Origin of the sequence: Enterococcus montenegrensis (genome assembly GCF_029983095.1) — a bacterium.
GTDB classification, from domain to species: domain Bacteria; phylum Bacillota; class Bacilli; order Lactobacillales; family Enterococcaceae; genus Enterococcus_C; species Enterococcus_C montenegrensis.
In genome coordinates this window covers 2159576-2181436 of record NZ_CP120467.1, presented here as the reverse complement: position 1 = coordinate 2181436, position 21861 = coordinate 2159576, and the positions used below count along the sequence as shown (strand labels likewise).

The following is a 21861-nucleotide window of genomic DNA, read 5'->3' as shown; positions in this document are numbered from 1 at the left end:
AGAATAAAATAATCACGAAAGTTCAGAAAATAAGTCTACAAAATTATTTGGTATAATAAAACAGTACAAAATACTGATGAATAGAGAGAAAATATGAAGACTGCAATTGTTTACACGACAAAACAGGGGACGACAAAACAAGTTGCCACTCAACTTGCTGCAAAGATTCCTGATGCTGTTGCACTCCCTTTAAAAGGAACTGATTTCAATGAATTGAAAATGTATCAGACAATCATTATCGGCTCGCCTGTAACTGCCGGCATGATTAGTAAAGAAATGAAAACTTTTATGACAACCTATCAAGAAGAATTGAAACAATATAGACTGGGATTATTTCTTTGTGGGCTACAGCCAGAAAAGGCGACAGAAGTTTTTGAGCAAAATTTTCCTGCAGAATTATTACAACACGCCACTATAAAAACATTTGTGGGTGGTATTTATGATCCGAAACAATGTCCTTTTTTTAGTAGACTTATTATAAAAAAGGTAGCGGGATTAACCAATTACACTAATCTGCTTAAGCATGAAAAAATTGACGAATTAGCTAAGATATTTAGTTAAGTATGCAAACGAATATTGTTAAAAAAAATTTAAAAAATTCATGTTATACTGAACTCATCTATCACGAGAAGCTGAGAGAACAGGCTCTATGACGCTTCAGCAACCTGCTAAAAGCAAGGTGCTCCATCCTGCCCAAAGGAAAGATAGGAGGAATTTAAGATGAAAAAAAGATTTACAGGACAGTATGCAACGTATTTGAAAATTGTCGCACGTGGTGGTCCGAAGTGTTTTGCTGAAGCCATGGCTTTTCATCACCTTAAGGAAAAGTATCAGCATTTAACGATTGATCCCGCTGATATAGTTGCGATTAAAGAACAAATGGCAGAAGAAAAAGAAGAAGGAAAACGAGAACTTGAACAAATGAAGGCGAGGCTACTTCAACCGGAGAAAAGTGCTAACAATTTTCTCTCGAGTAATAACAGAACGCCAATTCCGCCAGAGCATTTGCCGGATAATGTAATTCCCTTTAGACCTAGAAAATAAACCAATCTATCAAAAAAGTTCAAAAAGACATGGAATTTAGTCTTTTTGAACTTTTTTATTTTCATCTTCAGTGACAACTTGTCGAATTAATGCCAATAATTCCTCCATAATTGGTGTTACGATACTGCTGTTGCGATGGATGAGAGAAATCAGAAATTGCGGCTGTGTTAAATCCGATAAGTCAATCGTTACTAAGTTATCATCAGGACTAACGGCAAGTTCAGCTAAAAAGCCGATTCCCATACCAGACTTAATCATACCTTTTAAGATATCCAAATCATCACTTTGATAAATAATTTTTGGATCTGTATTGCCACTTTGGCTTAAGCGAGCAAAGGCATGGTGGTGTACATATTGTTCACTTAGTAATAAAAATTTTTCGTCCCCTAAGTCAGCGAAAGCTACTGTTTTTTTTGTAGCTAGGGGGTGTGTTGGTGCAGCCACAATCTTGAATTTTTTCTTAGTTAAGATTTCGGTATTTAAAGAATCTTCATGAATGGCATCTAAAGAGCCGATTAAGCCAACATCCAGACGGCCTAATTTGATTTGGCGCAATAAGTTTTCAGAACCTTCTCGTTGAATAATGAGATGGGGAAGGATATCTGCTTGTAAAAGTTTCGGAGATAATTTTGGAAAATAATAATTGCCGATAATCGGTGGCAATCCCAAAGGCAATTTTTTTGCCGTGAAATGTGTCATCTCTTGTTTGGCAATTCGCAACTCCCGCAAAATACTATTTGCATGTAATAAAAATTGGCGACCGGCTGGGGTCAAGGTGATATTTTTGTGAGCCTGATTACGATTGACCAAACTGACATTTAGCTCAGTTTCTAAGCGTTTAACGGCATAAGTAATCGTTGGTTGGCTAACGTGGTAAAAGTCGGCTACTTTAGAATAATTTTTTTCTAAAGCTAGGCGTTGAAAGTATTCTAAGTCACGAATATTCATGATAAAGCCTCCTATTTGCTTGGAATGAATAGTTCTTGGTAGTCTTATCATATAAATTAAATTTATCATAACTGCAGCTTTTGACTATAGCAAGGAATAAGGATTAACCTTGTCATTGTCAACGAGGGATAACCGCAAAATTAAGAGGAGGCTTTCAAAATGAAAGGTATGGAAATTTTAAACAATCCATTTTTAAACAAAGGAACAGCTTTTACTAAAGTTGAACGTGAAAAATTAGGTTTAACTGGGATGCTGCCAAGTCGTATTCAAACGCTAGAAGAGCAAGCAGTTCAAACCTATGCACAATATTTAAGTAAACCTAGTGATTTGGAAAAACGGATTTTTCTAATGAACATTTTTAATACGAACCGCACATTGTTTTACAAATTGATGGGACAACATATCGTGGAATTTATGCCAATTGTTTACGATCCAACGGTGGCAGATTCAATTGAACAATACAATGAATTATTCGTTGAACCTCAAGATGCAGCTTTTTTATCGATTGATGCACCAGAAGATATCGAAGCAAGTTTAAAAAATGCAGCTGCAGGCCGCGATATTCGCTTAATCGTTGTAACGGATGCAGAAGGTATTTTGGGCATGGGAGATTGGGGTGTCAATGGTGTGGATATCGCCATTGGTAAATTAATGGTTTACACCGCCGCTGCAGGAATTGATCCAAGCCAAGTATTACCTGTTTCGTTAGATGCGGGAACAAATAATGAAAAATTGTTAAACGATCCTTTGTATCTTGGCAATAAACACCAACGGATTTATGGTGAAAAATATATGGATTTTGTTGATAAATTTGTTCAGGCCGCTACAAAATTATTTCCAGAACTATTGTTACACTGGGAAGATTTTGGCCGTAGCAATGCTGCCACAATTTTAGAAAAATACCAAGATAAAATCACAACCTTTAACGATGATATTCAAGGTACTGGTATTGTGGTTTTGGCAGGTGTTTTAGGAGCAATGAATATTTCCCAAGAAAAATTAAGCGATCAAATTTTTCTAACCTTTGGTGCTGGTACGGCCGGTGTTGGAATTGCCAACCAATTGTTAGATGAGCTAATGCGGGCAGGTTTAAGTGAAGAACAAGCGCGTGCCCGTTTTTATTTGGTGGATAAACAAGGTCTATTATTTGAAGATACAGCTGATTTAACCAATGGACAAAAAGCTTTTGCCCGTAAACGGAGTGAATTTTCTACTGATTTGGATTTAACCAATTTAGAAAATGTGGTGAAGGCTATTCACCCTACGGTCATGATTGGAACTTCCACACAACCAGGTGCTTTTACCGAAAGTATTGTGAAAGAAATGGCTGCTCACACCAAACGTCCAGTTATTTTTCCATTATCAAATCCAACAAAATTAGCTGAAGCAACTGCAGCAGACTTGATTAAATGGACGGATGGGAAAGCCTTGATTGGAACTGGTATTCCAGCAAAAGACGTGGAATATAATGGTGTTACTTATCAAATTGGTCAAGCCAACAATGCACTAATGTATCCAGGTCTTGGTTTGGGGATCATCGCCTCTACCGCCAGTCGTGTAAATGGAGAAATGTTATCCCAAGCAAGTCATGCTTTAGGCGGAATCGTAGATACGACACAACCTGGCGCACCTGTTTTACCACTAGTAGCAAAATTAGCAGCATTTTCTGAAAAAATCGCCGAAGTAGTTGGTCAAAGTGTTTTAGATCAAAAACTAAATAAAGAAGAAATCAGCGACATTAAAACTGCTGTTAAAGCAACAAAATGGATTCCTGAATATTAAAAGAGAGAAGGGTTTATTGTGGTTTTCTTCCAATCTATTCAAAGTGTCATTAGCATTATTTTGATGATTGCTTTGGGCTATATTTTGAAAAGACAAGGTTGGTTTGACGAGAATTTTGGCAAAAATATTTCAGGACTAATTACAAAAGTAGCCCTGCCTGCTTCAATTTTTGTCTCGGTTTTAAAGTATTTAACTAAAGACAGTTTGATTTCTTTGTCAGGGAGTTTATTATTTCCCCTCTTAGGAGTTGTAATTGGCTATCTTATCGCGTATCTGTTAGTTAAAATTATGAAGATCCGTCCGGGACGACGAGGGATTTTTATGAATGCAGTGGTAAATGCCAACACGATATTTATTGGCTTACCATTAAACATCGCCCTTTTTGGGGAAAAAGCTTTGCCTTACTTTTTGGTTTATTATGTTACCAATACGGTGTCGACTTGGGCCTTTGGTGTGTTCTTAATTTCCAATGATGATCCAACGAAGGAAAAAGGTAGTAGTAAAGCAAAATTGAATTGGAAAAAGTTACTGCCACCACCTTTATTGGGCTTTATTGTGGCATTAATCTTTTTGATCTTTAGCATTCCAGTACCAAATTTTATAAATGCAACGCTTGGTTACATTGGAGGTATCGTGACACCATTGTCGCTACTTTATATTGGGATTGTCTTATATGATGCTGGATTAAAAAGTATCCGCTTTGACCGCGATACCGTGGTTGCTTTAATTGGTCGCTTTGTTTTGTCACCGATTATTTTAATTGGATTAATCAGTTTGGGGTCTTCTATGTTTGGCATTCACTTGGTCAGCTTGCTGAAACAAACACTAGTCGTTCAATCGGCAACACCAATGTTAGCGGTCTTGCCAATTTTGGCAGCAGATGCCCATGGAGATGTTAAATACGCCACAAATCTAGTCACTACCAGTACCATCTTATTTGTTGTCGTTGTCCCAATTTTAATGACAATTGTGCAATATATCTAGTAAAAGTAAGATCATAAAGTTGAAATAAACTCAAACACAGCGCTATTTTTATGCTTGATTCAGGAGCAGTAAGAAGAGCTTGCGTGTTTGAGTTTTTTTGTTGTTAAAATAGACAGTTCAAATTCAATTATTAAATAATTATTTTATTTTTTGCTTTTATTTTAAAGGATAAGCTACAATGAAATTAAATAAAAAAATAAAGTGAATTGGAGGAGTAAAAAATGAGCGAGTACTATTATATTTTATCGCTATATAAGAATAAAAAACGCTATTTAACAAAACTTATTCTTTTATCTGCGCTTTTATTAGGCGTGGCAAGTTTTATTGCAGCACTGGATATATTTCGAATTAGTCCGTTTATCTGGTACGTAATTGCAATGGGGATTGTTTTATTCCAAATGAAGAAAATGAAGCCAGAAAGTGAATATTATCATCAATTGATCGAATTCTTGCAAAATTATCAGCCTGAAATTTTACAAAATGACGTGCTGGTTTTCTTTGTTGATTATCAATTAAAGCATTACTTTGATTACGAAGCGGGCCAACTATTTGCTAGGTTAAAAAATAAAAATACTACAGATGATGCGCAAGCAATTGCTGATTTGAATGAGATTATTGGCGAAATTACCGCTTACTATAATTACATTGCCTACGACCAACAACTAAAAGAAGATATCGAGATTTCCTTGCAATGGTATCGAAATTCGATTGAAAACCGCAAACAAGACTTGGTGTAAAAAGGGGAAATACATATGAAGTTAAAACGCGATGTTATCGGAGTAGTACTGGCATTTATGAGTGCCGGCTTTGTCGCAACGGGGATGAATGCCAGCGCTTACCAAGAAGTTTATGATACACAGGCTAAACAAGAACAAAAAGTACAAAAAGCGATTGCTTCAGAATTTATTACGCCACAAGATAAAAACGAATTAAAACAAACAGTGGTCGCTTTTGATGAAGCCAAAACTAAAGAAAATCGTGATTCACTACAAGATAAAATTAAGCAACAAAAAAAATTACTCGCAAAAATTAATAGTAGACTAGAAATAAATGAAGCCAAAACAGCAGCTCACGAATATAACAAGATAATTGACGAATTAGATATGTTAACGAAAAAAAGTCAGGAAGTTTTCATTGAGAAAGCAGATGAGCAGCAAGTTGAAGTTCTGGCAACAGAGCTTGCTGAAATTACCGCACCACAAAAAGTAAAACCAGTGCGGCAACTGGCTAAAAAAACAGCAGCACTAGCAGAAAAAATGTCAGATAACCAAACTGAAATGAAAAATTTCGTTGCGAATCTAAAAGCTGATAATCAAGCAGCTGTGGCACTACAAAAAAATAAATTTTTAGCTAAAACAGATAAAAATGAATTAGGAAAACTACAAAAAGAAAACGAAAAATATTTTAAAGATGCTGATGATCTAATAACGCTGCAAAGTCGGCGCGAAGCTTCTAATAGCCTACTTTTTACATTACAAGACAGGGCAAAAGATACCGAACAAGATTTTAGTGAAAATGAAGAAGTCGCACGTAAGTTAATTCAAGCTGCAAATGAATTATTAGCTAAAGGAAACTTAAATCCCACTGAAAAAACAGAATTAAACCAAGTCAGGACAGCGCTAAATGACGCACTGGGCCTAAAAAATTACCAACCGGGGGATTTATCCAGTAACTATACAGCCTTAAAAACAAATTATGATAGTTCGTATAAAGTAAGCAATGAGCGCAAAATAGAAGCAAAGCGCCAAGCAGAAGAAGCTGCTAGAAAGAAAGCTGCGAAACGTAAAGAAGCACAAGAAAAAGCAGAGCAACAAAAAGCAGCACAGGCACAAAAAGGGGAAAACGCCGCAGCAAATAATGAAATACCGGCCCCAATTCCAAGCGCTGGTGGTTGGCATCAGGCACCACCAGGTTATAAGTTCTTAAAGGTAGAAAGTAGCAAAACTTACGGGCAAGTAAAAAATCCTGGTAATTTTCGTCTAATTACAGAAGCTGAAGCAGCAAATTATACGCCAGGGCATGGAAATGGCTCAGCTAAGCAGTAAAAAAATAAACTTAGGAACACTCTTTGTTCTTAAGTTTATTTTCTATTTCCCGATGTAATCTCTTTCATTAACTGATAAAATTGAGCTAAGAGAAAGTAGAAAGAGGTTTACTATGACACAATTTAAAATTGCATTTTTTGATATTGATGGAACATTAGCTGACAACGAATTGCCCCATGAGATGGGAATTTTGCAAAGAATTCCAGCATCAGCTAAAGAAGCATTACGGCAACTAAAGCAAAATGGGATTGAGCCTGTCATTGCGTCAGGTCGAAATCATTTGATGCTGCGGGAATTTGCAGCAGAGTTGGGGGTAGAAAGTTTAGTTGCTTCTAATGGTACACAGGTTTTGTATAAAGGAGCAGAGCTAGTGCTTCATCCAATCGATCAGCAAACATTGAAAGCGACGATGGCGGAATTTGATCGGCAGAAAATTCGTTACATTATTGAAACACCGGAACGTTTTTTAGCAACAAGTATGGAAGTTGCGACAGAAGATGCTGCTGCAAAATATATTGAATATGTTAAAGATATTCAAGAATTACCGCAAGATGTTATTCAGTTAATTGTCCGCATGGAAGATCGTAACTATATCCAAGTGGAAAATAATTTACTGATAGCTGAAAAAGTGGCACCAGTCGTAATGGATGTTCACTTAGCTCAAGTTTCAAAGGCAACGGGTGTACATGAAATATTGGAAAAATTAAACATTCAACCAGAAGAAGCTTTAGCTTTTGGTGATGAGGAAAATGATTTGGCGATGTTTGATGCTGTCGGTTATCCGGTCGCGATGGGCAATGCCTGCCAAGCGCTAAAAGCAAAAGCGAAGTTTGTAACCAAAAGAGTCGGAGATGACGGGATTTGGCATGCATGTGAGATGTTAGGGCTAGTTAAATAAAGAAAACACCTGCTTGAAGTTTATGTTTTTTGTAGCTACCTCAAAAGTTAGACTAAGATCTAATCTTTAGCGGTCGCTACATTTAAGCATAAATATCAGCAGGTGTTTTATATTTTATTCAAACTCTTCGTATTCGTTAGGATCTTGGTCGTTAATCCGACCGTCGGGCTTATTTAAAGCTGTAATTGCCGCGATCTCATTTGGCATTAAAGCAAAATCAAAAATATCAAGATTTAATCGTTGATGAATTAATGAACTTGCTTTGGGAATTGGGATAATCCCTCGTTCATAATGCCAACGTAGGCTTTTTCTCACAGAAGGATTTTTACCGACAAAAATTAAACAAGATATTGTGACAAAACGAGGAACTAAAGATACGATTTTACCCACTTTGGCGGATAGTCCAGCAGTGGTCGCAGCGATTTTAGAAAGGTTGGCAGATAGCAATGTTACCCATCATGCTTGATGTTGTCACTATGAAAATTTTAGTTGTCGGGGCAGGGAAGATTGCTACTAGAAAAATTCAAAAACTAGTGGCAGCCGGAAATAGTCCGACGGTAATTGCACCTGTTGCCAGCGATTATGTGCAAAAAGCAGCAGTGGCAAAAAAGATAACGTGGCACAAGCGAATCTACCAAATAGGGGACACTGCTGATTTTCAAATGATTTTCATTTGTACCAATGATGATAGGGTGAATCATGAAATCACAAGAGAGATTTTACCAACACAACTTGTGAATGATACGACAAATAAAGCCAACAGTAATTTTTTTAATTTGGCGAGTTTTACGTATCATGATTTTGAAATTGCACTTTCTTCTAAGGGGAAAAGCCCAAGTCAAACAAAAGAATTAAAAGAAAAATTGCAGCAAATCTTAAGAAATGAAGACAGTCTCAATAGCTGAGGCTGTTTTTTTATCTGACCGAAGGATAAGAAAAAGGTGATGGGCTACTTTGGTGTTTGTAGGAAAAGACAGCATTTTTTTGGTTGCTTTGTGAAATAAACAACAAATATAGGGGATTCCCCAATAGGTTTCAAGGGTGATTTCTTTTATTGTGAAGCTATTAACAATAAAGGTGGAAAATCCATGAAAGAACGTTTAGTCGTAATCGGAAACGGAATGGCGGGAGTTCGAACGATTGAAGAAATTATCAGTCGTGATCCAGATCGCTATGAAGTAACTATTATTGGTAAAGAAGCTTATCCAAATTACAATCGCATTATGTTATCCAATGTTTTGCAAAATAAAATGACAGTGGAAGAAATTATTACTAATCCAATTGCTTGGTATACAGAAAACCACATTCAATTAATTAATCATGATGAAGCTGTCGGAGTCGATACTGAAAACAAAATTATTACTACCAATTCTGGACAAGTCGTTCCTTTTGACAAACTGCTTTTTGCAACCGGCTCACATCCATTTCTCTTACCGATTCCTGGTGTTGATAAAGAAGGTGTGGTCGCTTTTCGTACGATTGATGATACAGCAGCGATGTTACAAGCTGCTGCAAAATATAAAAAAGCAGTCGTAATCGGTGGTGGATTATTAGGTTTAGAAGCAGCCAAAGGGTTATATGACCAAGGAATGGACGTTACCGTCGTTCACTTAGCAAAGTGGTTAATGGAAACTCAACTAGATGAAAAAGCAGGCAAGTTATTACAAGCTGAGCTTGAAAATCAAGGATTGAAATTTTTGTTAGAACACAATACTAAAGAAATTCTAGGGGATACACGAGTAGAAGGGATGCGCTTTAGTGATGGTAGTGAGATTGCAACCGACTTAATTGTTATGTCGATTGGAATTCGTCCGGCAGTAGAGTTGGCACAAGAAATCGGCTTGACGGTTAATCGTGGAATTGTGGTAAATGACTATATGGAAACCAATTTACCAGATATTTACGCAGTCGGGGAGTGCGCTGAACATAATGGTATTTGTTATGGTCTGGTGGCACCTTTATTTGAACAGGGCAAAGTTTTAGCAGATAAATTAACACAACAAGCCGATATTAAGCCTTATCAAGGTTCAACGACGTTTACTTCGTTGAAAGTTTCGGGGGCAGATCTTTATTCTGCGGGCAATGTTGTAAATACAGAAGGTCTAGAAAGTATTGAAGCTTTTGATAGTAGCAGTAAAAAATACAAGAAGATTTTCTTAAAAGACGGAAAAATTGCCGGTATCGTTTTGTACGGCGACACAGAAGACGGCAGTCGCTATTACAACATGATGAAAAAAGGACAATCTTTAGATGAGTTACAAACAATCGCAGTTTTACAAGCGATTGGCGAAGGTGCTGGCACAGGCGATGATGTTTTATCATGGGATGAGGATGAAACGGTTTGTGGCTGTAATGGTGTTTCAAAAGGCGATATTCTCCGTTCAATCCGGGAAAAAGGATTAACCAGTGTCGCTGAAGTTGGGAAAGTTACAAAAGCGGGAACTTCATGTGGTAAATGTAAACCGCAAGTACAAACTTTGTTAGAAGCTGAACTGGGCGATAGTGTTACAGCGGCAACAGGAATCTGTGGTTGTACAGATTTAAATCGAGATCAAGTGGTAACACAAATTTATGCTAAACATTTGTTGAGTACCAAAGAAGTATTTGAAATCCTCGGCTGGAAAAATAAAGAGGGCTGTCCTAAATGTCGTCCGGCGGTCAATTTCTATTTAAATGTAGCATGGCCAAAAGAGCATGAGGATGAACGTGAATCGCGGGTTGTAAACGAACGAATGCATGCCAATATTCAAAAAGATGGGACTTTTTCGGTTATTCCCCGGATGCGTGGTGGTCAAACAACACCGCAACAATTATTAAAATTGGCACAAGTAGCGGAAAAATACAATGTCCCATTGGTCAAAGTCACCGGTTCTCAGCGCATCGGCCTTTACGGTGTGAAAAAAGTTGACCTGCCAAAAATATGGGAAGAATTAGATATGGTTGCAGCCCAAGCGTATGGCAAAGTATTCCGCTCTGTTAAAACTTGTGTGGGGAAAAGCTTCTGTCGTTTTGGTACCCAAGATACAATGGGCTTAGGGGTAAAATTGGAAGAGACATTTGAGTATTTGGATACGCCCCACAAATTTAAAGTCGGTGTTTCGGGTTGTCCACGCAGCTGTGTCGAATCGGCGGTAAAAGACTTTGGGATTATCGGTGTGGAAAATGGCTTTCAAGTAATGATTGGCGGCAACGGCGGAACAGAACTTGTTGAAGCCAAAATGTTAGGGACTTTTGAAACAGAAGCTGAAGTCATTGAACTCTGTGGTGCAATGTTGCAATATTATCGTGAAACAGGCGTTTACGGTGAACGGACAGCGCCTTGGGTTGAACGGATGGGCTTTGATAATGTGAAGACCGTCTTATTGGATACGAAAAAAAGAGTAGAGCTATGGACAGCATTACGTGAATCATTAGAGGCAAAAGGTCAGCGGGATCCGTGGGGACCAATTACAAAAGATGTTGATTTACGAGAAAAAATGTATACGATTGAAAAACCGGAAAAAGTGGAGGTTTCGTAATGAAAGTTTTAGCCACCAAAAAAAGTAAACTCATTCCACGAGTGGGGCGTTCGGTCACCCTTAAGGATGAAAAAATTGCGATTTTTACGACTTCTGAAGGGAAAATTTACGCTTTAGCTGATTACTGTCCCTTAACAAAAGGACCAATTTTAGAAGGCATGGTTGCAGGAGATTACCTCTATGAACCGATGCGGGATTACAAAATCTCCCTTATTGACGGTAGGATTCAAGAACCTGATGAAGGTCAGATCAAGACTTTTCCAGTTATGATTGACGAAGATGAAGTTTACGTTGAAATCTAAATTTGGCGTGTGTAACTCAAAATGACAAAAATACCCAAACTTAAGCTTAGGTGGCGACAATTTTAACTTTTGTGACCTAAAAAATGGTTTGGGTATTTATTTTAGAAAGGAAACATCATGAAAAAAGCGTGCATTTTGCTAACACGTTTAGCTGACTTAAATGAATTGGATCAAGCTTTTTTTATAGCCAAGGGTTATCAGACGCAAATTTTACCTTTAACTGAAATTTCCTTACGAAAATTATCCGCTAACGAAATTGCAGAAATTAAAGCAACCCAGTGGCTTTTTTTTACAAGTCAAGTCCCGGTTGAAAGTATTTTAAAGCATGCCCAATCTAGTGTGAAAATCGCTGTAATTGGACAAAAAACTGCCCAAGCAGTGATAAATGCAGGGTTTACCCCTACTTTTATTAGTCCCAAAGAGACAAAGGAAATGCTGTTAACGACTTGGCAAAAAGCCTACCCTAAAAAAACACGTATTTTATATCCGAAAAGTCAATTGGCAGATAATAATGTGGAACAGATGCTAACAAATTACGAGGTACAGAGTTTTATTGCGTATGACAACCTTTTTCCACTGAGGAGTCAAAAAAAGTTAGAAAAGGTGTTGGAGACAAAAAAAATCACCGCCGTATATTTTACGAGTCCTTCTGCTTGGAGACGTTTTATTAAGGTTTATAAAAATTATTCGGCTTTGCCGTTACAGTTTGTTGCTATTGGCGAAACAACAAAAAAAGCAATTGAAAAAGCCGGGTATACTGCACGATTGAAAAGTGACGTAGAAAAGATTGATTAAAATAATTGTTAGAATTTTCTTGACAATTGAAAAGTAGCTGTATACAATAAGTGCAATAAATAAAAGTGATGACAAGAAATAGTAAGTAAAAATAAGAAGACAGGAAGTTGCCGGTAATTGAGAGGCGCGCAATTATTTTTACTGAATTCCTCTTTGAACTTCGCACCGAATCAAGTAGGCTGCGACGGATGGTGTGCCTTCGTTAAATTTGCCAGGGTATAAGTATTTTTGTACCTAATGAGGTAGTTTTGCGCAAGCAGACTATAAAAAAAGGTGGTAACACGAGTCTATTTCAAGACCCGTCCTTTCAAATTGAAAGGATGAGGTCTTTTTCTTTGTATTTAAATCTTAAAATAAAGGGGTAAAAGGACATGTTTAAAGCAATCAGTAAAAAAATTAACGCAGAGTCAGTAAAGTCATTAGCAAAATTATCAGAAGCAGAGGCGGGGCAAAAAAAAGCACGTGATTTAGAATTAGAAAAAATTATTACCGGTGAAGATCAACGTATTTTATTAATCATTGGTCCGTGTTCAGCTCATGAAGAAGAAGCTGTGATGGAATATGTACATCGTTTAGCAAAATTACAAGCAGAAGTCGCTGATAAAGTATTCATGGTACCACGCATTTACACGAATAAGCCGCGAACCAATGGCGATGGCTACAAAGGCCTGTTGCATCAGCAAAATCCCAATGGAGAAAGTAATTTAATTCGCGGGATTGTTTCTGTACGTAAATTACACAAACGTGTTTTAACTGAAACAGGTTTAACGACTGCTGATGAAATGCTTTACCCTGAAAATTTAGAGTTCGTTGAAGACTTGGTAAGTTATATTGCAGTTGGTGCCCGCTCTGTAGAAGATCAGCAACATCGTTTTGTGGCCAGTGGTATCAATCAGCCAACGGGGCTGAAAAATCCTACGAGTGGGAATTTAACCGTTCTATTCAATTCACTATATGCTGCGCAACAAAAACAAGAGTTCATTTATAATGGCGCAGAAGTGGAGTCTTCTTCTAACCCATTAGCCCACGTTGTTTTACGAGGGGGACTAAATGAAGTAGGGAAAAATATTCCCAATTATCACTATGAAGATTTAATCGAAGTTACAAATCGTTATGAAGTTGGAAACTTTAAAAATCCTTTTGTGGTAGTGGACACCAATCATGATAATTCTGGTAAACAGTATTTCGAACAAATTCGAATTGTCAAAGAAACCTTAGAAAACCGCAAGTACAATCAAAAAATTAAAAAAATGGTTCGTGGCTTTATGATTGAAAGTTTCATAGAAGATGGTCGTCAAGAACCAGATGGAACCGTTTTTGGTCAATCGATCACCGATCCTTGTCTCGGCTGGGAAAAAACAGAAGAGTTAGTTCGCTACATTGCAAAACATGCCGAATAAATTTTTGAAGTAACAAATTGATGCAGGAAACAGGCAATAAAATAACCCAAGATAAAAAATAAAATTTATCTTGGGTTATTCTATTGCCTAAAAAGGTGGGAATTATCACCCCTTAATTTTTTATTATTATTTTATAGCTATCATTTATTTTGTATAAGATAACTTTATCCAATTAGTTAAAATAAGGAAAAAGCATCATTGTTAGCGGTAATAATTTGAATTTTCAGAAATTAAAAACTTTTAAAATCGCGTTCTATCAAGGTATTGCTGTAAAAGGAATTTCAATAATTATTCAGCTTATCTAAAAAAATTACAAAAGAAACGTATGATTTTTGACTAGAATAACTTATAATATTGTTATCGTATAAAGAGAGGATAGAGATATGAAGAACAAGAAAAAACGTGATTTAACAAAAATGCGTACGCCCCATACTTATGTCATTATTTTTATGGTTGTTATCGCGGCGTGGCTATTGACGTTTATTGTACCAGCAGGTAAGTTTTCTACCACTGAAGTTGAGTACAAAGATGCCAATGGGGAAGTAGCAACACGGACGGTCTTGGAGCAAGATACCTTCCGCTATGATTATCCGTTAAATAAAGAGTTTGTCTTTGATAAACTAGAAGATTTAGCGGGCAATCAAAATGAATTAGAAAAATTAGATGTTGCCAAAGAAGATGTTGAAGGTGTCATAAAAGACGGGGAAAGTAAACTTTCTCAAGAAACACTAGATGGCATTAATCTGACCGATGATGCGCTGTATAAATTATACGGTGACAAAATTTATGATAAGTCAGAAAAGCTTCACAAGACAGCTAAGATTTGGGGAACCGATGATTTTAATGGTTTTGGTTTCATGAACTTTGTTTTTGAAGGATTAGTTTCTGGTGACAAGTACGGTTCAGCTGTTGGGATTGTTGCTTTAATTCTCGTCGTCGGTGGTGCCTTTGGGATTATTATGCGTACAGGCGCGATTGATGCTGGTATTTTTGCCTTTATTTCCAAAACGCGTGGTCTAGAACGGCTAGCGATTCCGTTATTATTCTTTGCCTTTTCTTTTGGTGGTGCCACTTTTGGGATGGCCGAAGAAGTTATTCCGTTTTCAATGGTGATGGTGCCTTTTGTCATAGCGCTGGGGTATGACTCTATTGTGGCGGTCACCGTGACTTATGTTGCCTCGCAGGTGGGGAATGCCGCTTCTTGGATGAGTCCATTTAGTGTGGCAGTTGCCCAAGGGATTGCCGGAATTCCAGTCTTATCTGGTGCAACCTTCCGTTTAGTTATGTGGTTTGTTATTACCGCACTTTCTGCACTTTACTTATCATTATATGCAGAACGTATTCGTAAAAATCCAATGAAATCAGAAGTTTATGAATCAGATGCACATTTCCGTGATCAAATTCAAAAAACGACAGATGAAAAGAAACCTTTCTTATTAGGTCACAAATTAATTTTGTTGGAAATGTTAGTTGTTTTAATTTGGATCGTTTGGGGAGTAACCCAAGAAGGATATTATATTCCTGAAATTGCATCTCAATTCTTTGTAATGGGCTTAGTTGCCGGTATTATTGCAGTATTGTTCAAATTGGACGAAATGGGTTGGAATGATATTGCCAAAAGTTTCCAAAGCGGTGCGGCTGATTTAGCCGGCACAGCGATCGTTGTAGGGATGGCAAAAGGAATTCTACTTGTCTTAGGTGGTTCTGATGCGAACATGCCATCTGCATTAAACACAATGCTACACGGCGTTGGTGGTTTATTAAGCGGTGTTCCAGCGATGGTTGGTGCTTGGGCAATGTATGTTTTCCAAAGTTTATTCAACTTAGTCGTAACATCAAATTCAGGACAAGCAGCTTTAACAATGCCAATTATGGCGCCATTGGCTGACCTTGTGGGCGTTTCTCGCCAAGTTGCAGTTTTAGCTTATCAATTAGGTGCAGGGTTTGTTGATGCCTTCACACCAGTTTCAGCAAGTTTAATTGGGGTTTTAGGTGTCGCACATATTGAATGGGCCAAATGGGCGAAATTCCAAATCAAGATGCAAGGTTTCTTCTTTGTATTAGGGTCAATTTTCATCGTGATCGCAATTGCAATTGGTCTACAATAGCACGCAATTAACTTCCTCTTTTTAGAGGGAGTTTTTTTGTTGTAGGCTAGATTGGATAGGATAAAAAAAACGACTTTCAAAATCAAATTTTGAAAGTCGTATTGTTTTGTATTAGATAATTTTTTTATTTTTATAACGACGGCGGAATAAGTTGATATCCACTACTTTATCGGTTTTATCCGTCTTTTTTTCGGCTGGGGTATCAGTCGGTGTTTCAGCTGGCTCTTGTGGAACAGTTGTCCTGTCGGGTGTAAGATAGTCATTTTTTTCTTCTTGTTTCACAACTTCATTTTTTTCGACCGTAATTTGTTTTTCAAAATTAAAATTGTCATCAAAATTTTCAAAGATTTGGCGTTTATTGGAAAGATGATAATAAACAATTTCTGGTGGTACACCAACACGAGCAGGGATCATTGTGGTGCCAATACCGGTGTTCACAGATAAAATTGTATTTTTCGTTGGTAAGTACAGGCTGTCAGTATAGTGCTTTGCGCCTTCTGTTTTGATGTATAAATACGGTAGTCGGATTTGACCACCATGACTGTGACCAGATAAAACCAAATCGTATTGTTCCAAATTATTAATAGCATCGATTTGATCAGGCTGGTGGGCTAATAAAATATGCCATTCAGCTAATGTTGATTCAAAATTATAGTTGGGTTTCCCACCACTTAAATCATCAATTCCGACGATATTCATGGAAATCTTCGCATCAGAACCAAAAACTTCTTCATTAACTAAGGTAGTAAAACCAGCTTCTTTTAATACTTCTTTGACAAAGTATTGGCCACCGTGCTTGTAATCATGATTGCCTAATACTGCAATTTTTCCCATCGGAGCTTTTAGACGTTTTAATTTTTCAATTAAGCGATCGGTTTGTTTTTTTGGCCAATGCTTATAATCATCAATTAAGTCTCCTGTAAAAACAATGATATCTGGTTGCATCTCCATGACAGAACGAATAATTTTATTCATTTTGCGTGGCTTGAACCAGCGAGAAAAGTGAAGATCGCTAATATGAGCAATTGTTACATCGCCTTCATGGGCGAACATGTCATAAGCATCTGAAATATCCAATACCCGTTGTTTATTTTTGCGAATGAGGTAATGCCGTTGTTTGAGCCTGCTAGGTTCAATGAAAAATGCATAAATTGAAAATACTAGTAAAATAGCGATGATACCTAGAATTAACTGCACAAAACGGCCCCCTTTAAAATTCTGCTAACTAGTATAGAATATAAGATAGTTTGAGAAAAAGCAATCGAACATCAGATAAGATTTTGCTAAATTTAGATGAAAATTATTTCGTTTTTGTTACAAATAAAATAAACGTCTCCGAAACGTTGACAGGAGACGCTTGAAATGATTTGAAATCTAAAAAAGCACAACCTCACTTTAATTTCCGAAGTTTTTTTGAAGGATTGTGACGCAAACGGCTGTTCTTTTTTGGAATGATAAATAACAACATTTCATAAGGTGCGGCAATGAGAAACCACATTAGGGACCAACTTGTGAAATCTTGACGATAGAAGTTTTGCAATAAGAAATGAAGCGTAATTATCCCGATTAGTAACAAACTATTTTTTAACCAAAAGGGATTGCCAAAATCAAACGTTACTAAGAGCGTCGTAAGTAACGGCAGTCCGTAAAAGAAAAAAGCGGTGAGGTTCAACTGCCAATTGCGTTTTAATTCTAGGAAGGATAAGACGAATAAAACAGTCGATAAGAGAATTCCTAGTGGCGGAAATAAACTTGTTAAAAAGAGATAAATTGAACTATATAAAAGCATCAGGGGGCCTTTAACAAGTGCTGCAATGGCGATAAAGCTAAAAATTAACAGCAGTTGTCCAGTAAAACTAAATTTTAATAAGAGACCAAATAAAGCTAAAATAGCAAAATGGCTCCAAGTCAAAACTTGATCTTTGGTATTTTTTTTATACTTTTGGCGCAGATATTGTGCCAACTGCGGATACTTATGGTTGAAATTTTCCATGTTTTAACTCCTTTTTTATAAACGATCAAACGTTGGTGTAAGAGAGTTCTCAAAGCAAGGTTGTAAGTGATAAAAAATCGATGAAATGATTTTTGTGATACCTTTGTTTGGTAACTTGTGAAGCGGGGAAATCATTTTTGGTAAGCTTAATTTCTAATAAAAAAGCTACTTTAATTATAAAGAGTAATGAGAATTATAAATCGGACCAAAGACGGATTTATTGCAGGAGACAATGTTACAACCGCTCCTACTAAAAAGATGGAATTGCTAAAAACAGAAGATTGGCCAGTCATTTTATCCCTATTTTAAGAATTGTGGGCATTTACTTAATCTTTTGTGGTGTGGGAGATTTTTTTCTTTTCAGCCGAGTAAACTAAATTTTTACAAAAGTCATTTTTTTGCGGGGCCTTTACTTTAGACACAAGCGCTTTTGTGCTAAAGTTACTAATGAAATGACAACAAGTGGTAAATTTTTACAGTAGACTGTCACCACTTGTGTTTGTTTAGCGTAATTTACGAAATGATATTAATGAAGGATGTGAACTTGGTGATTTTTGATTCTCATACACACTTAAATGCCGAACAATTTAATGAAGATATCCCAGAAACGATTCAACGAGCCAAAGAACTTGGCGTCACTGAAATGGCAGTCGTGGGATTTGATACGCCAACAATCGACAAAAGCTTAGCTTTAAGTCAAGAATATACTGACATATATAGCATTATTGGCTGGCATCCAACTGAGGCAGGTAGCTATACAAAAGAAATTGAAGAAAAATTGCAAATACAGCTAACCTTACCTAAAGTGGTAGCTTTAGGGGAAATTGGATTGGATTATTATTGGATGGAAGATTCAAAAGAAGTGCAAGAAAGAATCTTTCGCCGCCAAATTGCCATCGCCAGAGAAATGCATTTACCAATCAGCATTCATACCCGGGACGCTATTGAAGACACGTATCGTATTTTAAAAGATGAAAAAATAGCAGACATCGGCGGGATTATGCATAGTTTCAGCGGTAGTGGCGAGTGGGCAAAACGCTTTTTGGATCTGGGAATGCATGTTTCCTTCAGTGGTGTCGTGACGTTCAAAAAGGCGCTTGATGTGCAAGAAGCGGCAACGGTTGTACCCCTTGATCGTCTTTTGGTCGAAACGGATGCGCCTTATTTAGCACCGGTACCTTATCGGGGTAAACGCAATGAACCGGGCTATACCCGTTATGTCGTAGAAAAAATTGCAGAACTGCGAGAAATGCCCTTTGAAGAAGTCGCAGCACTTACTCGGGCTAATGCACATCGCCTCTTTGGAATTAATCGATGAAAAAGCCAGTCATTGAAGAGATTATTGTCGTTGAAGGAAAAGACGATACAAGACGCCTGCAAGAAGTTGTCAAAGCAGACACCATTGAAACGATTGGCTCGGCCATCAATGAGGACATTTTAACCCAGATTGAACATGCCCAAGAAACACGCGGAGTCATTATTTTCACGGACCCAGATTTTTCCGGTGAGAAAATTCGCAAAACGATTATGGAAGTCGTGCCAGCTGCCAAGCATGCTTTTTTACCACGCAAAGAAGCGACACCTAATCGCAGTCATGGTTCTTTAGGAGTAGAACATGCGAGTGATGCCGCAATTTTGGAGGCGTTAAAAAAAGTTGTGACGCCTGTAACTACAAGTGAAGAAATTCCATTAATCAGTAGACAAAGTTTAATAGACTATGGTTTAATAGCGGGAGCTTCTGCCAAATTATTACGGGAAAAACTCGGTGATAAATTGCGAATTGGCTATACAAACAGTAAACAATTAACCAAACGGCTGGCAATGTTTCGTATTACCGCCGCAGAATTAGACACAGCGATGCTAGAAATTAAAAAAGAGCTGGAGGACGACCTTGAAAGACACACGTGATATTGCAACGCCATCGAAGACCAAAGAAATTTTACAAAAACACGGCTTTACCTTCAAAAAAAGTTTAGGCCAAAATTTTTTAACGGAACCAAATATTTTAAGGAAAATTGTTGCCACTGCTGAAATTGACGATCGAACAAACGTCATTGAAGTAGGACCTGGGATTGGGGCTTTGACAGAGCAATTAGCCAAGTCTGCCAAAGAAGTTTTAGCTTTTGAAATTGATGAGCGACTCATTCCGGTTTTAGCAGATACCTTGCATACCTATAAAAATGTTAACGTCATTCACCAAGATGTTTTAAAAGCGGACTTGCTGAAATTGACAGCAGAAAACTTTACGGATAATTCGCTGCCGCTAAAAGTTGTCGCAAATTTACCTTATTACATTACGACGCCAATTATGATGCACTTTTTGGAAAGTGATTTACCTGTAGCTGAAATGGTCGTGATGATGCAAAAAGAAGTGGCAGATCGTATCTCAGCTGAGCCGGGCACAAAAGCCTATGGTTCTTTATCGATTGCGGTGCAATACTTTATGGAAGCCAAATTAGCCTTCATCGTTCCCAAAACCGTCTTTGTACCACAACCAAATGTTGATTCCGCAATTTTAAAATTAACACGTCGCAGTCAACCAGCAGTAGAGGTTATTAGCGAAAAAGAATTTTTCAAATTAACGAAGGCTGCTTTTCAATTGCGCCGTAAGACATTATGGAATAACTTACTGCACGCTTATGGAAAAGATGATGCCACCAAAGCTTGGTTGACAAAAAGCTTAGAGAGTGCAGCCATTGATCCAAAACGCCGTGGGGAAACATTATCGTTAGCTGAATTTGCAGCTTTAAACAATGCTATGATGACAATCAGTAAATAAAAAACACAGTTTGAAATTAGAATAAATGTATCTTAATCAGAGGTTATGACAGAAAAATTGTCGTAGCCTCTGATTTTGTTTTGTTTAGCGAAAAAAATAAAGGTAATAGAATAGAGCAGTGGTCTTTTTTTGAGGAGAATTTTAATAAAGGTGTACATAACTATCACCTGAATTTAACTGCATTTAAAAAATAAGTGAAATTTTTCAGACTCTTTTCGTAAAAACAAAATATATGTCTTGACACTTAAAATAAATACCACTAAAATGAAAAAGACCCAAGTGTCTTGACACGTTGGTTAGGTACGAAAAAATAAATGTTAGAGTTTTTTGAGGAGGAAAAAATGAGAAATAATTCTGTGCGTCATTTAACGATTGCTGCTTTACTAATTGGCCTTGGGATCATGATTCCAATGGTAATGCCTAAAATTGTGATTGGACCAGCATCTTTTACATTAGCTAGCCATGTGCCATTATTTATTGCGATGTTCTTTTCGCCAGCTGTAGCGATTGCAGTTGCGTTGGGAACAACTTTTGGGTTTTTAGTTTCTGGGTTACCTGTTGTAATTGCATTACGGGCCTTAACTCATGTAATTTTTGCTACAATTGGGGCATTATATCTGCAAAAAAATCCTCAAATCGTGTTGCAAAATGGCCGGTTTACTTTAGCCAATGTCCGTTTTCAAATGTATAATGTCGTTTTAGGTTTAATTCATGCGGCAGCAGAAGTGGTGGTCGTTTTAGCTTTTAACATGATTAATTTGGGTACACCAGGAACCTATGATGGGGGTGTTTTTTACTTCTACTTTGTCTTATTAGGATTTGGTGGCGTAATTCACAGTTTGGTGGATTACAATATTGCGTACTTTGTTGCGGGGACTTTAAGTAAACACTTTGACATTCCAGTCTTTACCAAAGCTCTGAAATTACAAAAAGAAGTTGTTGGCAATGTGAAAACTGCCCGATAATAGCTAAAAAATTTTCCTGCCGTAAACTTACGGCAGGATTTTTTTATTTTTTTATAAGCTGAGGGCAGTTTATTCAGCTTTTAATATCTAACTTCATGCACTAACTCTTAGCGACAATAAGCCTAAATCTTGAGAAATTTGAGGAACAATTTATCAAGATTCTGTCTTATTGCTAAAGAGTTGCCCCAGGGCTCTCAGTTTTTAAATATCTAGCTTCATAAACTAGCACGTCAAGAAATAAAACAAAATTTCCAAAAATTTGAGGAACAATTTCCGGAAATTTATTATTTATTTTTTACG

20 protein-coding genes, 2 pseudogenes and 1 riboswitch are annotated in these 21861 nt (G+C 37.2%); of the genes and pseudogenes, 18 read left to right on the top strand and 4 right to left on the bottom strand.

Annotated features, from left to right (window positions below; genetic code table 11):
* The first annotated feature begins 93 nt into the window (after positions 1 to 93).
* The gene (locus tag P3T75_RS10490; protein WP_206902336.1) at positions 94 to 561 is read left to right on the top strand and encodes a flavodoxin domain-containing protein; all 468 of its coding nucleotides are present in this window, start codon (positions 94 to 96) and stop codon (positions 559 to 561) included.
* A 55-nt stretch (positions 562 to 616) separates the two neighbouring features.
* A riboswitch (SAM riboswitch) is annotated at positions 617 to 711 on the top strand.
* Positions 712 to 720: 9 nt separating this feature from the next.
* A complete protein-coding gene (locus tag P3T75_RS10485) occupies positions 721 to 1044 on the top strand; it encodes a hypothetical protein (RefSeq protein ID WP_282461548.1) in 324 nt (107 codons plus the stop codon).
* Between the two features lie 36 nt (positions 1045 to 1080).
* Here P3T75_RS10485 and P3T75_RS10480 read toward each other — a convergent pair whose 3' ends face one another.
* On the bottom strand, positions 1081 to 1992 hold the full coding sequence (locus P3T75_RS10480) for a LysR family transcriptional regulator (protein ID WP_282461547.1): 912 nt from the start codon (positions 1990 to 1992) through the stop codon (positions 1081 to 1083).
* 159 nt (positions 1993 to 2151) lie between these two features.
* On the opposite strand from P3T75_RS10480, the gene P3T75_RS10475 reads away from it, so the two are divergent.
* The 5 genes from P3T75_RS10475 to P3T75_RS10455 all read left to right on the top strand — a co-directional run bounded on the left by P3T75_RS10475 (position 2152) and on the right by P3T75_RS10455 (position 7701).
* On the top strand, positions 2152 to 3774 hold the full coding sequence (locus P3T75_RS10475) for a malolactic enzyme (protein ID WP_282461546.1): 1623 nt from the start codon (positions 2152 to 2154) through the stop codon (positions 3772 to 3774).
* Positions 3775 to 3792: 18 nt separating this feature from the next.
* On the top strand, positions 3793 to 4758 hold the full coding sequence (locus P3T75_RS10470; RefSeq protein ID WP_282461545.1) for an AEC family transporter: 966 nt from the start codon (positions 3793 to 3795) through the stop codon (positions 4756 to 4758).
* Between the two features lie 221 nt (positions 4759 to 4979).
* Positions 4980 to 5495 carry a hypothetical protein gene (locus P3T75_RS10465; protein ID WP_230710142.1) on the top strand — a complete coding sequence of 172 codons (516 nt, stop codon included), beginning with the start codon at positions 4980 to 4982 and terminating at the stop codon, positions 5493 to 5495.
* 15 nt (positions 5496 to 5510) lie between these two features.
* Positions 5511 to 6803, top strand: coding sequence for a hypothetical protein (locus tag P3T75_RS10460; RefSeq protein WP_282461544.1), 1293 nt, complete (start codon positions 5511 to 5513; stop codon positions 6801 to 6803).
* A gap of 112 nt (positions 6804 to 6915) precedes the next feature.
* The gene (locus P3T75_RS10455) at positions 6916 to 7701 is read left to right on the top strand and encodes a Cof-type HAD-IIB family hydrolase (protein WP_282461543.1); all 786 of its coding nucleotides are present in this window, start codon (positions 6916 to 6918) and stop codon (positions 7699 to 7701) included.
* Between the two features lie 114 nt (positions 7702 to 7815).
* On the opposite strand, the pseudogene P3T75_RS10450 reads toward P3T75_RS10455, so the two are convergent.
* Positions 7816 to 8004, bottom strand: a pseudogene (locus P3T75_RS10450) (aldo/keto reductase); the annotation flags it as partial.
* 143 nt (positions 8005 to 8147) lie between these two features.
* Here P3T75_RS10450 and P3T75_RS10445 point away from each other — a divergent pair.
* The 6 genes from P3T75_RS10445 (at position 8148) to yfcC (ending at position 15824) form a co-directional block, all read left to right on the top strand.
* Positions 8148 to 8606, top strand: a complete 459-nt coding sequence (locus tag P3T75_RS10445; RefSeq protein WP_282461542.1) for a precorrin-2 dehydrogenase/sirohydrochlorin ferrochelatase family protein — start codon at positions 8148 to 8150, stop codon at positions 8604 to 8606.
* 183 nt (positions 8607 to 8789) lie between these two features.
* Positions 8790 to 11219, top strand: a complete 2430-nt coding sequence (gene nirB, locus P3T75_RS10440) for a nitrite reductase large subunit NirB (protein ID WP_282461541.1) — start codon at positions 8790 to 8792, stop codon at positions 11217 to 11219.
* Entirely contained in the window at positions 11219 to 11521 is a 303-nt protein-coding gene (locus P3T75_RS10435; RefSeq protein ID WP_206902356.1) for a nitrite reductase (NAD(P)H) small subunit, read from the top strand. The genes nirB and P3T75_RS10435 overlap by 1 nt, the downstream gene beginning before the upstream one ends.
* A 117-nt stretch (positions 11522 to 11638) precedes the next feature.
* Complete coding sequence (locus P3T75_RS10430) at positions 11639 to 12316, top strand: uroporphyrinogen-III synthase (protein WP_282461540.1); 678 nt, start codon at positions 11639 to 11641, stop codon at positions 12314 to 12316.
* Positions 12317 to 12687: 371 nt separating this feature from the next.
* Complete coding sequence (locus tag P3T75_RS10425; protein ID WP_282461539.1) at positions 12688 to 13716, top strand: 3-deoxy-7-phosphoheptulonate synthase; 1029 nt, start codon at positions 12688 to 12690, stop codon at positions 13714 to 13716.
* Positions 13717 to 14099: 383 nt separating this feature from the next.
* Positions 14100 to 15824, top strand: coding sequence for a putative basic amino acid antiporter YfcC (gene yfcC, locus P3T75_RS10420; RefSeq protein ID WP_282461538.1), 1725 nt, complete (start codon positions 14100 to 14102; stop codon positions 15822 to 15824).
* 345 nt (positions 15825 to 16169) lie between these two features.
* On the opposite strand, the pseudogene P3T75_RS10415 reads toward yfcC, so the two are convergent.
* Positions 16170 to 17021 (bottom strand): annotated as a pseudogene (locus tag P3T75_RS10415) (metallophosphoesterase); the annotation flags it as partial.
* A 193-nt stretch (positions 17022 to 17214) separates the two neighbouring features.
* Complete coding sequence (locus P3T75_RS10410) at positions 17215 to 17817, bottom strand: hypothetical protein (protein WP_282461536.1); 603 nt, start codon at positions 17815 to 17817, stop codon at positions 17215 to 17217.
* Between the two features lie 186 nt (positions 17818 to 18003).
* Here P3T75_RS10410 and P3T75_RS10405 point away from each other — a divergent pair, with 186 nt between their 5' ends.
* The 5 genes from P3T75_RS10405 to P3T75_RS10385 all read left to right on the top strand — a co-directional run bounded on the left by P3T75_RS10405 (position 18004) and on the right by P3T75_RS10385 (position 21561).
* The gene (locus P3T75_RS10405) at positions 18004 to 18126 is read left to right on the top strand and encodes a hypothetical protein (RefSeq protein ID WP_282461535.1); all 123 of its coding nucleotides are present in this window, start codon (positions 18004 to 18006) and stop codon (positions 18124 to 18126) included.
* 238 nt (positions 18127 to 18364) lie between these two features.
* The gene (locus P3T75_RS10400) at positions 18365 to 19135 is read left to right on the top strand and encodes a TatD family hydrolase (protein WP_282462598.1); all 771 of its coding nucleotides are present in this window, start codon (positions 18365 to 18367) and stop codon (positions 19133 to 19135) included.
* Entirely contained in the window at positions 19132 to 19725 is a 594-nt protein-coding gene (rnmV, locus tag P3T75_RS10395; protein WP_206902362.1) for a ribonuclease M5, read from the top strand. Before P3T75_RS10400 ends, rnmV begins: the two co-directional genes overlap by 4 nt.
* Positions 19709 to 20596 (top strand): 16S rRNA (adenine(1518)-N(6)/adenine(1519)-N(6))-dimethyltransferase RsmA, encoded by an 888-nt coding sequence (gene rsmA / locus P3T75_RS10390; RefSeq protein WP_282461534.1) that lies wholly within the window; start codon positions 19709 to 19711, stop codon positions 20594 to 20596. Before rnmV ends, rsmA begins: the two co-directional genes overlap by 17 nt.
* 341 nt (positions 20597 to 20937) lie before the next feature.
* Positions 20938 to 21561, top strand: a complete 624-nt coding sequence (locus P3T75_RS10385; protein WP_282461533.1) for a hypothetical protein — start codon at positions 20938 to 20940, stop codon at positions 21559 to 21561.
* The last annotated feature ends 300 nt before the right edge of the window (positions 21562 to 21861 follow it).